This window comes from Streptomyces sp. NPDC001135, assembly GCF_053598395.1.
On the sequence record NZ_JBSFKD010000020.1, the window covers coordinates 71,796 to 87,471 of the forward strand.

General features: G+C 72.6%; 11 protein-coding genes. 4 read left to right on the plus strand and 7 right to left on the minus strand.

The genetic code is table 11. The features are described from left to right. Window positions 1-21: 21 nt before the first annotated feature. Window positions 22-2,505 carry a hypothetical protein gene (locus tag ACWC94_RS23890; RefSeq protein WP_450798927.1) on the minus strand — a complete coding sequence of 828 codons (2,484 nt, stop codon included), beginning with the start codon at window positions 2,503-2,505 and terminating at the stop codon, window positions 22-24. Further along, the gene (locus ACWC94_RS23895) at window positions 2,502-8,621 is read right to left on the minus strand and encodes a DEAD/DEAH box helicase (protein WP_450798928.1); all 6,120 of its coding nucleotides are present in this window, start codon (window positions 8,619-8,621) and stop codon (window positions 2,502-2,504) included. Before ACWC94_RS23895 ends, ACWC94_RS23890 begins: the two co-directional genes overlap by 4 nt. Window positions 8,622-8,844: 223 nt before the next feature. Between ACWC94_RS23895 and ACWC94_RS23900 the strand changes: the two genes are divergently transcribed. Beyond that, on the plus strand, window positions 8,845-9,303 hold the full coding sequence (locus ACWC94_RS23900) for a GNAT family N-acetyltransferase (protein ID WP_450798929.1): 459 nt from the start codon (window positions 8,845-8,847) through the stop codon (window positions 9,301-9,303). 14 nt (window positions 9,304-9,317) lie between these two features. Here the strand turns inward: ACWC94_RS23900 and ACWC94_RS23905 are convergent, their stop codons facing one another. Then, entirely contained in the window at window positions 9,318-9,452 is a 135-nt protein-coding gene (locus ACWC94_RS23905) for a hypothetical protein (RefSeq protein WP_360091437.1), read from the minus strand. 111 nt (window positions 9,453-9,563) lie between these two features. Here ACWC94_RS23905 and ACWC94_RS23910 point away from each other — a divergent pair, with 111 nt between their 5' ends. After that, on the plus strand, window positions 9,564-10,220 hold the full coding sequence (locus ACWC94_RS23910) for a class I SAM-dependent methyltransferase (protein ID WP_450798930.1): 657 nt from the start codon (window positions 9,564-9,566) through the stop codon (window positions 10,218-10,220). 4 nt (window positions 10,221-10,224) lie between these two features. Here ACWC94_RS23910 and ACWC94_RS23915 read toward each other — a convergent pair whose 3' ends face one another. Continuing rightward, window positions 10,225-10,725 (minus strand): DUF402 domain-containing protein, encoded by a 501-nt coding sequence (locus ACWC94_RS23915; RefSeq protein WP_450798931.1) that lies wholly within the window; start codon window positions 10,723-10,725, stop codon window positions 10,225-10,227. Beyond that, window positions 10,706-11,635, minus strand: coding sequence for a GNAT family N-acetyltransferase (locus ACWC94_RS23920; RefSeq protein WP_450798932.1), 930 nt, complete (start codon window positions 11,633-11,635; stop codon window positions 10,706-10,708). The genes ACWC94_RS23915 and ACWC94_RS23920 overlap by 20 nt, the downstream gene beginning before the upstream one ends. A 71-nt stretch (window positions 11,636-11,706) precedes the next feature. Here ACWC94_RS23920 and ACWC94_RS23925 point away from each other — a divergent pair, with 71 nt between their 5' ends. Continuing rightward, on the plus strand, window positions 11,707-12,078 hold the full coding sequence (locus ACWC94_RS23925; RefSeq protein WP_399775676.1) for a GntR family transcriptional regulator: 372 nt from the start codon (window positions 11,707-11,709) through the stop codon (window positions 12,076-12,078). Window positions 12,079-12,168: 90 nt separating this feature from the next. Here the strand turns inward: ACWC94_RS23925 and ACWC94_RS23930 are convergent, their stop codons facing one another. Beyond that, window positions 12,169-12,939, minus strand: coding sequence for a DUF72 domain-containing protein (locus ACWC94_RS23930; protein WP_450798933.1), 771 nt, complete (start codon window positions 12,937-12,939; stop codon window positions 12,169-12,171). 15 nt (window positions 12,940-12,954) lie between these two features. Beyond that, a complete protein-coding gene (locus ACWC94_RS23935) occupies window positions 12,955-14,049 on the minus strand; it encodes a DUF5925 domain-containing protein (RefSeq protein ID WP_450798934.1) in 1,095 nt (364 codons plus the stop codon). 198 nt (window positions 14,050-14,247) lie between these two features. On the opposite strand from ACWC94_RS23935, the gene ACWC94_RS23940 reads away from it, so the two are divergent. Continuing rightward, a complete protein-coding gene (locus tag ACWC94_RS23940; protein ID WP_450798935.1) occupies window positions 14,248-15,666 on the plus strand; it encodes a GH39 family glycosyl hydrolase in 1,419 nt (472 codons plus the stop codon). Window positions 15,667-15,676: the final 10 nt, after the last annotated feature.

A 15,676-nucleotide genomic window follows, 5' to 3' on the forward strand; every position in this document is an offset into this window, starting at 1 on the left:
GGTGTGTCGGGGGTCGCCGAGTCAGCGGCTCCGTCTGTGCGGGCGTACATAGGTGAATCCGTCCGGCAACTCGGCGGGGCCGCTCAGCCGGAACCTTCGGTGGTCCTCGCGGTACAGGGCGCGTTGCTCCCCGGTGGCCTCTCGACCGAGGTGGCCGATGCGCCGCAGGAATCCGGCCACCCTGTGCTCGCGCACGGAACGGTCCACCGGTGTCGGCGGGACGGGGAACGCCCCGGGGGCCCCACCGCCCGGCGCATCGGCGCGGTGCGGCCGGTAGCGGACGAGTTCCACGACCGGCTCGCCCGGCCGGGGCGGATGGTGCGTGCCGCCCTCGGCATCCCGGCTGCCCCAGGAGACGGTGAGCCGTTCGGTGCCGAGCAGCTCGGTGAGGGCTCTCTCGATCCCCTCGGCCTCGACGCCGTCCTCGCCGGTGACGGCGCCGACGGCCGCAGGCACCTCCGACCTGGCCAGCAGGGCGCAGCCGAACCGGTCCAGCAGCCCCAGCCTGCGGATCGCGGTCAGGACCTGCACGGTGGTCAGGGACCGGTGCTCCGCGACGACGGCACCGGCCGGGTCCGTCTCGGCGTGCAGGCCGTTGGACCCGTCACGGGTGAGCACTCTCGGGTCGTAACGGTGCTCGATCAGTTCGCCGTCGACGGTCACCGGCTGCGGCAGGAGGGTGGTCCGTGTGTGCATCACCCTGCTCCCGCGCTGCCAGGCGAACGTCAGCCAGATACCGGGGAACAGGTCCAGCGGCCACGCCAGGCCCTCCAGCCGTGTGCCCCCTCCGCCCACCGTGACGCGCGTGTCATGGCACGACTGCTCGGCCGGCAACTCCCGCCCGTCGTGGTGGAGGAGGACCCTCACCGGACCCTGCGGAGCACCCGGCGCGAGGAGCTCGCCCGTGACATGGGCGGGCAGGGGCAGGCATTCCTCCAGGACGTGGAACAGCCGCAGCGGTTGGGCCCACTCGACCTGGCTGTCGTTCGCCACGAGGTCGATGGGGGAGCCGAGTCCGTTGTCGTCGGCCCACAGCGGGGGGCGTGCCGCTTCCGCCGTGTCGACCAGCGGCTCCCCCGCGCCCGGGGGCAGCCCGGGGCCCGGGTCCGGAGGAGCTTCGGCACCGGGGTCCGGGAAGGGCCCGGTGCCGGTGCCGCGGTCCCGCTCGCCGGCCGGGGTCCCGGGGTACGGCGGTGCCGTGGGCGTGAGGGACGGCCGCGCCCGATGCCCGGGCCCGGCCGGGAGGCTCTCCGCCCAGCCCCGCCCGGCGGGCTGGTCCACAGCGCCGTGCGGGGGTTCGGCGCCCGCGCCGCGCTCCACGAACTCGGCCCGCCATATGCCCCCTCCCTGCCAGCGGTCGTCCAGGCTCACGCGGACTCCGGACGCAAGCAGCCCCGTCGTCTCGTCCTGCTCACGACGCGCGCAGTCGGACACCACGGAGTTGGCGTGGCAGACAGCCAGCGGATACGCCGTGCCGTGAAGCTGGTCCTGCCACTCGCGATGGGACAGCAGCGCGGCGCCCAGCGCGGTATAGGCGGGTCTGGGGCGCGGGGCACCGGTACGGCGCCCTGCCCGCGGCAGCGCGGCGCGCGCCGTGGAATCGGCCAGCCGGGCCAGGTCGTCGCGGCCCAGGGGGCCGGGGTCCGCCAGCCGCCGGGCCAGCGAGGCCCGGGTGAAGGTGTAGTCCCCCCACATCCTCGCCCCGTGCAGCTCCGCCAGAGCCTGACGTACGGTGCCCATCAGCCCTTGGACGGCCGCCAGCAGCTCCGCGTCCCCGGCTCCCGGCGCGAGCAGCAACGGCAACGGTGTGGGCACCAGAGCGCTGGTGAGCTGGTCCCGGCCGCGTGTGACCAGGTAGCGGGCATAGTGGTCGGCATCGCTCAGGTCCGCGTCCGCCCACGCGTAGCGCGCCTCCACGACGAGGTGCCCCAGGTCGTCGGTCTGTCGCCGGCGGCGCAGCCGCTGGAGGCGTTCCCTCGTGGGTGCCAGGTCCTGCCCGAAGGCAGAGGTGTCGAAGACCAGCCGCTCACGCAGGACGGGCGTCTCGTCGGGGGCCAGCAGACCGGGGCCCTGGGCACCGGCCGGCGCTCCGGACAGCCAACCCGGCGCCTCACCGTAGGGGCCGAGGGCGGCGTGGGCGCCCTCCTTGTAGACGACCTCCGCCGGGAGCAGGTCACCGCCCGTCCGGATGTTGATCATCGCGCCGACCGGCAGCGCCTCCACGCTGTCACCGAGGGCCACCGACGGGAAGTCCTCGAAGTCCAGGGGGCCGCCCACATAGCCGCCGGCCTCCATGTCGTACCCGAAGTAGACGGCGTTGAAGGCCACGGCCGTGTGCACCGGGACCGTACGGTGAGCGACGAGCGCGGCCAGATGGGCCAGCAGCCCGTCACGCGCCGCCGGTTCGCAGGCGTCCAGACCGGCGAGCATGTCCCGAGTGATCAGCGGATCGTCGTCGTACGGCCGCCACACGGCATCGGTGACCCGCGGCAACGCACTTGTCATGCGGTTCCCTCCTTCCCCGCCGAGAAAGCCCCCGTACCGACCGGCGGGACCACGCGCCACCATCCCCGCGAGGACGTCACACGCCCGGCCCGCGCCAGCCGCTCCACGCTCTCCTCCACCGCACGCAGCGGAACGTCCGCGTGTGCTCCGAAGTACCGGCTGCCCACGAGCGCCTGGGGCAGCCGCACCCGCCGGCCCATCCTGGGCGAGTACGAGCTGTCCTCGCCGCGCAGCGCCCGCCAGACGCTTCGCGCGTGCACTCCGCGCGGTACCGCCCAGATCAGCCGGTGGACCTGTTCGTCCAGGCGCCGCAGCCGCGCCTCCGGCCGGGCGTCGCTGTCGATCGGCCGGGGCCTCGGCGTGAGCAGGGCCCTCGCCGGCGCCGGCATGACCTCGCCCGCCGGCCAGTCCGGCCGGCCCCAGCAGGCACCGCAGCGGTTCGCCTCGGTCGTGCAGCAGCCCTCGGGCAGCTCGGTCACGCCGAAGTAGTCGGCGAACTTCCGGTGCGCGCAGGTCGCCGAGTCCTCGAAGAAGTCGCGCAGCCGGGCGATCTCCGCCGCCGCGCGCCTGGCCCTCCCGGACACGGCGGCCAGGAAGCCCTCCGGCAGACCGGTCTCGTGGACGTGGATCCCGGTGACCCAGTGACGGCTGGGCGCCGCCGACACGTCCAGCAGCCCGCGGTCGTGCAGGTCACTGAGCAACTGCCAGGTGCTCGCGGGACCTTCCGCCAGCTCCCGGTAGCCGGGGACCCGACCGGGCAGCAGACCGTCCAGTGACGCCACATCGAGCCGCGCCCTGCCCAGGCCGTGCCCGGCCGACGGCGACTCCGGGAGGCCGTTCACCACCTCCAGGACCGCCAGGACGACCGCGTCCTCGTCGTGCCCGGGGAGCAGCTCACCCCGTCGTACCCGGCACACGGGGGGAAAATCGCCGTCGTCGGTCACCGCGCCCAGCCGGGAGAGCTGACCGAACGCCCGCATCACCCCCGCCACATAGGTGTCCGTCACGCGGGCCGACCGCGCGTCCCGCTCGCTGATCCGTCCCGCTCGCACGTCCTCGCCGATCAGCCGGTCGACGACGGCGCGGGCGTCCAGCACCCCGTCACAGGCCAGCACCGCGCGCCCCATGCGCCGCAGGAGCCCGGGGTGCAGATCCTGCCCGGTCATGAAGGCGGCCGTGCGCAGTCCCCTGGAGGTCAGCAACGCGAGAGCGGTGTTGGCGGGAGCCGCGGGCCCGGCAGCGGTACCGCTCCCCGCGACATCACGGCCTGCCCGCCCCACCTGCTGGTAGAGCGACGCCAGGTCGGTAGGGACCGACACACAGAACACGGTGCGCACGTCGTCGCGGTCGATGCCCAGGCCGAAGGCGGAGGTCGCCACCACCACCAAGGGGGCGAAACCCTCCTCGCCCAGCCGCGGGGCCTCCCGGAACTCCGTCATGACCGCCGACTTCTCGGCCTGCGTCAGCCTGCCGTGGAAGCGGCGTACCCGCACCCCCAGGTCACCGACGTACTCCTGGAGATGGGCATGGAGGGCGACCACCTCCTTGACCGTGAGGCAGTAGAACACCGCATGCCCCGTCAACGCCTCCAGGACCTGCCGGGCGAGTCCGGCCACCACGGCGGGACCCGACCGGTCGAGGGAACGGCGGAACACCGCGAGTTCCGGGCGGACGGGGTTCTCCCGCACGGTCACCAGGCCGCCGTCGTCCACCGGCCGCGTGGCCTCCCGGCGAGCGGCCTCGCTCCCCGGTGGCGGGGGCTCCTCGGGCACGTCGAACACCCCGCTGCGCAGACCGGTGTGCACGGCGTGGTTGGCGGTGGCGGTCAGAGCGGTCACCGGAACCGCGTACCCGTGCCGCAGCTGCCGGAGGAACTGTTCGACCCGCTGCATGCTGGGCCGGAAGTCGTCCCACTGGACCATCGTGTGTGCTTCGTCCAGTACGACGCGGCTGAGCGTGCCTGTCGTTGCGGCGGCGCGTATCAGTTCTCGGAAACGGCGCTGGCAGAGCCGTTCCGGACTGACGTAAATGATCTTGATGTGGTGATCGGCCCGCCCCAGCAGGTGGTCCGCGACCTCCGTCTTGCCCGCTCTGCTGCTCGACTCCCGCAGCGGTGCGATCAGTGCCCGGACGGCACCGCCGATCGACCGGTTGAGCTCCAGCGCCTGGTCCTGCATCAACGCCACGAGCGGGCTGACGACGAGGGTGACACCGGGCAGCACCAGGGCGGGGAGCTGGAAGGTGAAACTCTTGCCGTATCCGGTCGGGAGCAGGCCGAGGACGTTGAGCCGCCGGGCGACCGCCGTGATGACGTCGCTCTGGGCGGGCTTGAGCCGGAACCGGCTCGGATCGTCCATGAGGCGGAGCAACCCGGCCACTTCCGAGGCGCGTCGGAGCACCTCCTCCTCGAGCCGACCATCGGCCGCGAGCTTGTGGGCGTCGTCAGCCGACAGCTCCAGCTGCCTGATCCGAAGGGTCTGCGGCAGCAGAGTGTGCCGCAGAAGGGCGTCGGGCTCGGACAGCTCCCGCACCCGCTGAGGCGACAGCAGTCCGTGCCGGGCGTAGAACGCCCAGATGCGCGCCCAGCCCTCGGCCATGGTGACGACGTTGCCGGCGCCCTGCTCCCCGGTGAGCGGGTCGGTGCGCAACAGCCCCTCGTCGAGGCTGCCCAGGAACGCCCGGCGATAGGCACGACGCAAGGCCGTGTGCCCGGCCAGCTTCCGGTCGCTGATGACGACCACACCCCGGTGGCGCTCCGACCGGATCAGACGGCCCACGGCCTGGCGCAGCTGAAGGGCCGCGAGCGGAATGTAGTAGTGCTCGGTCGCGTGGGCGTCCGGGTCTTCCCGGCCCATGGCTTCCGCCCGCGCGCGAACGGCGGCGCGCCGGGCCTCCACCAGCGGTGCCGCGAAGGGCGCGAAAGGCAGCTTGTTGATCCAGACGAGCCGTAGCCGGTGCTCGTCCGACACGTCCACGCCTTGCCACAGTCCCTTGGTGCCCACCAGGATCCCGCCCCCGTCGGCGGGTTCGGTGAACCCTTCGACCGCGCGGGAGTTGCCCAGCGCCAGCGCATCGACCACGTGTGCCGGGTCATCTCGCCGGCGCAGCTCGGCCGTCAGGAACTCCACGATTCCCGCCGCCGTCGACCGTGCCGTGGTCAGAACCAGCGCACCGCCGTCCGTCCCCCCGCCGCCCGGGGCGGGCCGCACCAGTTCCGCGGCATAACCGCCCAGTTGGTGAGCCACCGTCCGCATGGCGCCCTCCTGCTGCTCCGCCCAGGAGGGGAAGTCCGAGAAGCAGACCAGTTCGGCCTGGCGGCGCAGGTCGAAAGGGGTGTCCACGCACAGGGTCGCGAGGCCGGTCAGACCCAGCCGGCTCATGACGAAGTCCCAGCTGCCGGCGACGCGCAGGGTCGCGGACACGTAGTAGGTGCGGGGGAACGAGCCCAGGAACCGTCTCCACCGGGCGTCCGCCGGCAGTTCCACGGGGCTGGTGGACACCCGGAACCGGTAGTGGCGCAGCCCGGCCAGGGGGATGGCCAGCTCTTCGGCGTGCACGATCCGAGGGGGCAGCGGTGGAGGAAGCAGGGCGGCCTGGACGGCGGGAACGTCGTCGGACAAAGGCACGTCGTCGGCCGCGTCACCCATGTCGGCGTCGCCGTCCGGTTCCTCCTCTTCGGCACCGGCGACCACGGCCTCGACTTCCACGGCCTCGACTTCGGCCCCGGCGACCGCGGCCCCCGCGGACACCTGGGGGCGGGCCGCGGCGGAGTCCTCCGGGGGGAGCGCGCCGAGCACGTCCTGTGCGTCCGCCAGCAGCACGTCGGCCGTGTCACGCACCTCCGCCACCCGGATCTCAAGAGCCGACAGCGCCTCCGCCGAGAAGAAGTCGGATGTGGCTGCGTGCGCTTGACCGTAGGCGGCCAGTGCCCGCTGCAGCCGTGCGGCCAACGAGGCCAGCCGGCGGATCAGCGCCAGCAGGACCCGGACCTGTCCAAGTCCGGTTCCCCCGCCGTAGGGGCTGGCCAGGGTCACCGCCCGCGAGCCGACGACGGACGCGTCCAGCCCGCCCAGTGCGTCGAACGCACGGGCTGCTGCCTGCGGGAGCAACTCATGGTCGAGCAGCGTTTCCAGCTCCGCCGCGGCGTACGCCACCCGGTCCCGGGCCGGCCCGGAAGCCGCGTCCTTCAGCCAGGTCCGGCAGGACGCGGCGAGCTGCTCCACGGCACCGTAGTCCAGGGAGACGGTCAGGGCCGAGGTGGCGGCGTCCTCCAGCAGGTGCGCTTCGTCGACGATCAGCATCGTCTCGCCGGGCAGGGACCGCAGCTCCTCCAGATGGGCCAGGAGTACCGCGTGATTGGCCAGGATCAGCCGATGCGAGGCGATGGCCTCGCGCACGCTGCTGGTATGAGCCGCCAGCGGTGTGGCCGCGGTGGCCGCGTAGTCCCCGCCGGTCTGGGAGAGCGACTGAAGCCAGAGGGACAGCTGTGCCCCGCAGTACGTGTCGAGAAAGGCGGGGACGTCAACGGGGTCCACCGAACGCGCTGTCCAGGCTTCGGGCGGACACGGTGTCGCGATCAGCCGCAGCAGAAGGAGTACCGCCAGTTCCCGGAACCTTTGGCGTACCACGAACCCCGCGTGGCCGCGAGCGCCCGTGCCGGCACCGAGGGCGGTCGCGTCGGACAGGGCGGTGGTCAGCGCGCGCAGGGAGAGCCGGTTCGCCTTGCCCTTCACCAGGTCGGCGGCCTGTAGCAGGCCTGGCACGGCACGGCTGAGGACGTCGACGTCCCGAGCGATCTGGCGCTGGAGCTGCTTGGTGTACGTGGCGATGACGACGCTGCGGCTCTCGTCACCGCCGAGCCAGTCCATCGCGGCGGCCAGCACGGCGAAGCTCTTGCCCGTCCCGGTCGGCGCCTCCACGAGAGCGGGGATGCCGGCGTCGGCCCAGGCGTGCAGGCCCGCGGTCATCCGCTGCTGCGCGGGTCGCGGTCGAGCCGCCGCACCATGGACGATTCCGGCCAGGCGTCCGGGGTCGACCCTCCCGTCGGAGCACAGCCGCTCGGGGACGGCGAGGGGCTGGCGTCCGGGGGCGTCGGCGGGCGGGCCGCCGCGACGTGGCGCGTGGTCACCGAGCCAGCCGGTGAGTGCGGCGGATACGGCGGGACGGTCCCACGCGCGAGGGACCCCGACGGCCTGTGCGGGGACTTCGCGGCCCGCGGTCTCGCGGGCCAGGGCACCGAGCAGGTTCCACGCGGGGGAGTCGGGGCACACGGCCGTGACGAGAGCGCGCAGATCCGCGGGTAACGAGGCGAGCTCTCCCGCGCAACGGGACAGAAGCCGAACCAGCAACTCCGCGTCGTCGGCCGCGTCGTGCCACCGGAGGTCCGCACGGTCGACGCCGTGGGCATCGCAGAGCGGGGCGAGCCGATGGCTCCGGGCGAGAGGCCACAGACAGTGCGCCAGGTACAGCGAGTCGACACGATCGCCCGGGAGCGGGGGCAGCTCCTCGCGTGCGCAGGCCTCGTCGAGGAGGGGGAAGTCCGCGGCGATGCCGTTGTGAGCGACCAGTACGTCCGCATGAGCGCAGAAATCCCGTACCTCTTCCAGTGCCACGCCCGGATCCGAGGCCAGGAGCCGCTGTCGTTCCCTGAGCCTCGGGTCGCGGACCACCCAGTCCTCACCGGGCAGGGACACGAACACCTGCAACCGCGGCTGCTCGGCGGTCCAGGCCGCATCCGTGCCCGTCCGTACGGCACCGATCTGAAAGATGCGGCGGTCCAGGTACGGGGCCGCGGCCGTGGTGCGCACCACGCTCTCGACATCGATGGCGACGGCACGGACGGGGCGGCGGACGAAGGTGTCCGCTGCGCCCGGGAGTTCCGGCCGCGGGAGGTCTTGGCGCTCTGCGGCGAACAGGAGACCGTCTCGCTCGTGCAACTGCCCCGCGGACAGTGCCTGGTCGAGAAGCATCGCCAGGCGCTGGTGCGGCACCCGCTTGAAGCGGTCGCGGGCCGCGGCCATGAGGGCGTCGGCGGTGATGCCCTCAGGGGATGCGGCAACGAGTCGGATCAGGGGCGCGGCAGCGGTCGACACCGGTGTGCTGCTGGACTCGCCCATGAATCACCCTCAGTACTGCCGGCATGCCGACAGGAGGTCCGCGACCCCCTCGGCATAGGCCTTCGGAACGTGACCCATTGTGCTGCCGTAACCACGTGTTGTGGGCGTGTTACGTGAAAATATGGGTAGGCGGACCGTTCCTTCTGGGCGACCGGCTGTCCGCGCTCGACACCTGAGGCCGGACGCCTGCCGACGACCTCGGTCGATCGCATAACGTGCGCCCATGATCGAGAAGAACCCGGAGCGCGTCCGGCCGGCCGTCGCCGGGGATGTGCCGGCCGTCAAGGCGGTGACGGACGCGGCCTACCGCCCCTACATCGAGCGCATCGGGGTCGTGCCGCAGCCCATGGAGGCGGACCACGCGGCGAACGTGGCCGACGGCAAGGTGTTCGTCACCGGGGAGCCCGTGGGCGGGCTGGTCGTGATCGAGGCGTGCGCCGGGCATCTCTTCCTGGACAGCATCGCCGTCCGCCCCGACCGCCACGGCACGGGCGTCGGACGGCGCCTGCTGCACTTCGTCGACGCACGCGCGCGTGAGCTGGGGCTCGGTGAGATCAGGCTCTACACGAACGCGTTGATGTGGGAGAACCAGAAGATCTATCCGAAGTACGGATACGAGATCGTGGAACGCCGCGTGGACGGGCCCTACGACCGGATTCACTACCGCAAGCGGCTGGACTGACGGCCCCGGCGGGTTCAGCCGTCGGGCCACCAGGTGCGTGCGATGTCCTTGCGCACCTCGGGACGCCCGGCGGGGCGCTCCTCCGCCTCTTCGCGGATCCGGCGGCTGTCCGTCTTCTTCAGGGGCTTGTGCACGGTTGCGCGGCGCATGGCTGCCTCCTTCAGTGCCTACCGTGTTTCGCGCTGTCGCGGAGGTAGACGCCTTTGGGGAGAGTTCCTCATCGGAGCCGGGTTGTCAGTGGCGGGTGTCACTCTTGGCGCATGACGAAGGAGACGGGGCACATGGTTGCGGCGGGTGCCCGTGAGGGGGGCCGCGATGTGGACTGGGACACCGAGGCGGCCGGGTTCGACGACGAGCCGGACCACGGTCTGCGCGACCCCCGGGTGCGTGCGGCCTGGGCGGACCGGCTCCGCTCCTGGCTGCCCGAGCACCCCGCCGACGTCCTCGACCTCGGCTGCGGCACCGGCAGTCTGTCGCTCCTCGCCGCCGAACAGGGACACCGGGTGACGGGTGTCGACTCCTCCCCGGCTATGGCCGAGCGGGCCCGCGCCAAGCTCGCCGGACGCGACGCGGTGGTCCTGCGCGGGGAGGCGGCGGCTCCGCCGGTGGGGGAGCAGCGCTTCGACGTCGTCCTCGTACGGCATGTGCTCTGGACGCTGCCGGACCCCGGCCGGGTGCTGCGGCACTGGCGGGACCTGCTGCGCCCCGCAGGCCGCTTCGTGCTGGTCGAGGGCGTCTGGGGCACCCTCCACCCGGTCGGGATCCCCGCAGAGCGGCTCATCGCACTCCTGGCACCGCTGAGCCCCGACGTGCGCGTGGAGCGGCTGTCCGACGACCCTCTGCTGTGGGGGAGGGCCGTGGACGACGAGCGGTACGCGGTGGTGGCCGGCATGGGACAGCGGGCGGGCGGCGGTTGAGGGGTCAGGCCAGCAACTCCCCGAAGCCGCCGGTGCGGGCCAGCCTCTCCAGTTCCCCGAGGGCGGCCACGGCGGCGGACGCGGCCCCGGGGTCCGTCTCCGTGAGCCCGCTCTCGGCGAACTCGTCCTCGTCCAGGCGCCGTACGTCCCTCCCGTCGCCGGAGCGCCACAGGTCCAGGTCGAGGTCCTCCACGACCAGTTCACCGTCGTCGCGGACCGCCGGACGGGTGATGTCGCAGTACCAGCCCTTCACCGTGCCGTCGGCGGCGCGGACCTCCTTCACCGAGTACCAGCGGTCGCGCCAGTAGTACTCGGTGAAGACGTCCCCGGGTTCGAAGCGGACGAAGCCGAAGTCGCGGACACCGGAGCCCGCCCAGGGCGCGCGGACGGCGATGCGGGTGCCGTCGTCCTGGAGCAGCTCGGCCGGATAGCGGATCTTCGTCCGGCCGGCCTTGACCAGGACGACCTCCAACCGGTTCGTCGGCTCAGACCACTTCACGGGCATGGCGCACCTCCGTCGCGCAGATCTCGTACCCGAGCCACTTGTTGATCGCGAGCATCGGGGAGTTCCCGGTGTCGTTGCCCGTGAACGCCTCGGTGACACCGGTCGCCCGGGCCCGGTACAAGGAGTGGATCTTGGCGAGCTTGGCCAGGCCGCGTCCACGATGGGACCGCGCCGTGCCGGTCATCGCGGTGGTGTACCTGGTGCCGCCGTCGGTGTAGGCCACGCTGAAGGCGACAGGACGGCCCTCGGCACACGCGACCACCGTCAGGTCGCGGTCCAGCAGCGGATGCCTCCAGTGCTGTGCGATCCAGGCCTCGTAGTCGGATAACGCGGAGTCGACGTCACCCGGTTCGTCCAGCACCGTCTCCGCGTCCAGCTCGAACAGCGGGCGGGGGTCGTCCGCGAAGTCCGCGGCCGTACGCAGGTCGACGCCCGGCGGGGTGTCCGGGAGGGGCGGGAGGGCGGAGCCCGCCAGGTCGAGGCGCAGGAAGTGCGCGGACCGGCTGCCGCGGTAGCCGTGTCGTTCGGCGAAGGCACGGCTGGCCGGTTCGTCGAGGACCCAGCTGAGCAGCCGGGTGGCTCCCTGGGCGGTGAGGTGCTCCTCGGCCGCCCGCAGCAGGAGCCGGCCGGCACCGCGACCGGTGCGGTCCGGCCGGACGTAGACGTTCACCAGGCCCTGGCCCGGCTCGGTGCTGTCGTGGGCCAGGTGCACCTGAGCCGTGCCGATCACCTCTCCGTCCTCTTCCGCGACCAGCGGACGGTAGCGGGCCTCGGGCGGCATGTGGAGGGCGTCGTGGCGGATCGAGTCCGGGGTGAACAGGATGTACGGAAGGGCCAGCCGGCGGACCCGGGCGAAGCCCTCGGTGTCGGCCCGCACGTCGGGGCGCAGGTCGCGGACGATCACGGTCATGGGCAGGCACGGTAGACGGAGGCGGACCGGGGATGCCTCTGATTTTCCGGCGGGTACGGGACAATCACCGTGTGAGCCTGAAGATCCGCATCGACGACAGCGCGCCCCCGTACGAGCAGGTGCGGGCGCAGATTTCCGAGCAGGCAAGATCCGGGGCGCTGCCGGTGGGGTACCGGCTGCCGACCGTACGGGGGCTGGCCGAGTCCCTGGGCCTCGCCGTGAACACCGTGGCCAAGGCGTACCGGGCGCTGGAGAACGACGGGGTGATCGAGACGCGCGGGCGCAACGGCACGTTCGTGGCCGCCGCCGGCTCGGCCGCGGAACGTGAGGCTTCGCTGGCCGCTCAGGCGTACGTGGAGCGGGTGCGCAGGCTGGGGTTGGGGGAGCCGGAGGCGTTGGCCGCCGTGCGGGACGCCCTGCGGGCGGCTTACGGGGAGGGCTGAGCAGGGTCCGGCACCGCCACGCCGCCCCGTCGTGGCCGGGACTGTCGTGGCCGGGCGCCGTTGCGGAGGAAGGGAAGACCGGCCGAGGGGTCACCGGTGCTTCGCGGGCTCCGGAAGCCGTGTCACCGTCAGCCCCGCCCGCCCCGCGGCCCTCCCGAACGTCACCGCATCGCGCACCGCCGCCCCGCCCGGATCGTTGTTGAAGTACGCGTACACGTCCTCCCCGTCCGACCACGTCGTCGCGACGCGGTCCACCCAGGTCTCCAGGGAGCGGCGGCCGTAGCGGGGCCAGGGCTGGGCCCGGCCCTGGTGGAAGCGGACGTAGCCCCAGCCGGCGGTGCGCCACAGCGGGGTGACCGGGCGGGCCAGGACGTCCGCCCAGCACAGGGCCGCGCCCCGCGCCGACAGCACCTCGCGCACCTCGGGCGTCCACCAGGAGTCGTGGCGGGGTTCGACCGCGACCCTCGTACCGGGTGGGAAGCAGGCCAGGCAGGTGTCCAGGAGGGAGGGGTCCACGCGCAGGGTCGGCGGGAGCTGGAGGAGGACCGGGCCCAGCCGGTCGCCGAGGCCCGCCGCGTGGCTCATCAGACGGTGGACCGGTTCCTCGGGGTCCTTCAGGCGTTTGATGTGGGTGAGGTAGCGGCTGGCCTTGACCGCCACCACGAAGTCGTCGGGGACACGGTCACGCCAGGTGGTGAAGGTGTCGTACGACGGCAGTCGGTAGAACGCGTTGTTGATCTCCACCGTGGCGAACAGCCGTGTGTACTCCTCCAGCCACAGCCGCGCCGGGACCCCGGCCGGATAGACGAGGTCCCGCCAGTCCTTGTACTGCCACCCGGAGGTGCCGACGAACAAGGTCACAGCACCATCAAAGCACTACAGGTACAGGCCCGCGTCCGCGCCGTCCCGCGCCCCCGGCACCGAGGTCGGGGCCGTTCCCCGGCGCAGTGCGTACAGCTCGGCCAGGGTCGCCCCCTCCCGGCCGACGCCCTCCTCGGTCCCCAGCCAGTCCACCGCCTCCTTGCGGGTCAGCGGGCCGACCTCGATGCGGGCCAGGCAGCGGCCGGGGCGGACCACGGCCGGGTGCAGGCGCTCCAGGTCCTCGTTGGTGGTGACGCCGACCAGGACGTTGCGGCCCTGGCCGAGCAGGCCGTCGGTGAGGTTCAGCAGCCGGGACAGGGCCTGGCCGGCCGTGTGCTTGGCCTCGCCGCGGATCAGTTCGTCGCAGTCCTCCAGGAGGAGCAGGCGCCAGCGGCCCTTGCCCGCCGAGTCCTCCTCGCCGATCGCGATGTCCATCAGATAGCCGACGTCGGAGAACAGCCGCTCCGGGTCGAGCACGCAGTCCACCTGGCACCAGTCCCGCCAGGAGCGGGCCAGGGTGCGCAGGGCGGAGGTCTTGCCGGTGCCGGGCGGGCCGTGCAGCAGGAGCAGCCGGCCGGCGATGTCCTGCGGGGTCGTCCTCATCAGGCGGTCCATCGCGTCCGCCACCGGTGCCGTGTAGTTGGGCCGCACCTCGTCCCAGGTGCCCGCCGAGATCTGGCGGGTGGTGCGGTGCGGGCCGCGCCTGGGGGAGACGTACCAGAAGCCCATCGTCACGTTCTCGGGCTGGGGTTCCGGCTCGTCGGCGGCGCCGTCCGTGGCCTGGTCGAGGACCCGCTCGGCCAGTTCGGCGCTGGTCGCGGTCACCGTGACGTCCGCGCCGCGGTTCCAGCGGGAGACCAGCAGGGTCCAGCCGTCGCCCTCGGCGAGGGTGGCGCTGCGGTCGTCGTCGCGGGCGACCCGCAGCACCCGGGCGCCGTCGGGCAGCAGGGTCGCACCGGAGCGGACCCGGTCGATGTTCGCCGCGTGCGAGTACGGCTGCTCGCCCGTCGCGAAGCGGCCGAGGAACAGCGCGTCGACGACGTCGGACGGCGAGTCGGAGTCGTCGACGTGGAGCCGGATCGGCAGAGCGTCGTGTGGGTTAGCAGACATGCGGCCATGATCCGGCACGGATGTGCTGTGCGCACGGCATTTCGCAGGGGTGGCCCTGCCGGTTCGGAATCTGCCGGCCGTCGGTGGCCGGCCGCGCCCACGCGGCGGAGCCGCACTCCGGCACCGTCTCGCGCCCCGGGGGGCGCGTGTTCCCAAGGCCCGCCCGAGGCGCGCGTTCCGCCGTTACTGTTGTCCTTGATGGCACGTCATGGGTGGGATTCGGATGCTCGGCGGTGGCGGCTCACCGCTCTCCTCGGTGTCGGCGCGGCCGTGCTGGCCCTGGCGGTGACCCTGTTCGGCACGCTGTCCGGCGGGGCCAGTACGGCGGGCACCACACGCGACGGCGACAAGGTGCACGGCACCCCCGCCCTGCCCGGCGCGAAACCCGAACCGTATGTCGGCTGGGGTTTCACCCACACCCAGTACAGCGCCGACGAAGGTGCCACGGCCGCCACCTCGCGCGTGCGGCAACTGCTCCGGCACAACGTCGGACTGGCGCAGAACCAGCACATCATGGGCTGGGGCGCCGACAACCCCGAACCGGTTGAAGGGCACTACGACTTCGGCGCGCTGGACCGCCGTGTCGACTTCATGCGGGCCTCCGGCGGCACCCCGGTGATCACCCTGTGCTGCTCCCCGGACTGGATGAAGGGCGGCAAGGCCGGGGCCGACCGCACGAACTGGAGCCGGGCCGCCCTGGAGACCGCCCCCACCCCCGGCCACTACCAGGACTTCGCCGACCTCGCCGCCACCGTCGCCCGGCGCTACCCGGACGTGAAGCACTTCATCGTCTGGAACGAGTTCAAGGGCTTCTGGAACGACGCCAAGTCCCGCTGGGACTACGAGGGATACACCAGGCTGTACAACCTCGTGTACAAGGCTTTGAAGAAGGTCGACCAGGACATCATGGTCGGCGGCCCCTACCTGGTCATGGACAGCGTCGATCCCCGGGACCAGAACGCCTCCACCGCGCTGAAGGGGCCCTGGGGGGCCCTGGACCGGCGGGTGCTCGACGCCTTCGCCTACTGGAACGTCCACAGGGCCGGCGCAGACTTCACCGTGGTCGACGGCTCCAGCTACACCCGCGACGACGAGCTGCTGCCGGACGAGTTCGCGGCCACCGGCAAACTGACGGCCGTCAGCGTATGGGTACGGCAGCGCACGCACGGCCTGCCGCTGTGGTGGGCCGAGTACTACGTGGAACCCGGTGACGGCAACGACGACCGCGAGGGCTGGTCCGAGCCGCACCGCGTCGCCGTCCAGGCCACCGGGATGATCGCCATGGTCGAGGGCGGCGCCGAGTCCGGCTTCTACTGGAACCCTGAGGACAGGACGGGCACCGGCTGCGCGGGCTGCCTGTGGACCCCCACGGACAGCGCCGGCGGGGGCAGGGCCCTGCCCGTGTACGACCTGGTGTCCCGGTTCGCCCGGGCGTTCCCGCCGGGCACACGGTACGAGAACGTGTCCGTCGCCCAGGACGACGTGCCCCATGTCCGTGTCCTCGCGAGCGGCAGGACGGCTCTGGTGGTCAACACGCTGAATCGGACGATCAGCGCCCAGGTCGACGGCAAGCGGTTCGACATGGGGCCGTACGAGGTGAAGTGGCTCGACCGCTGAACGGCCGAGC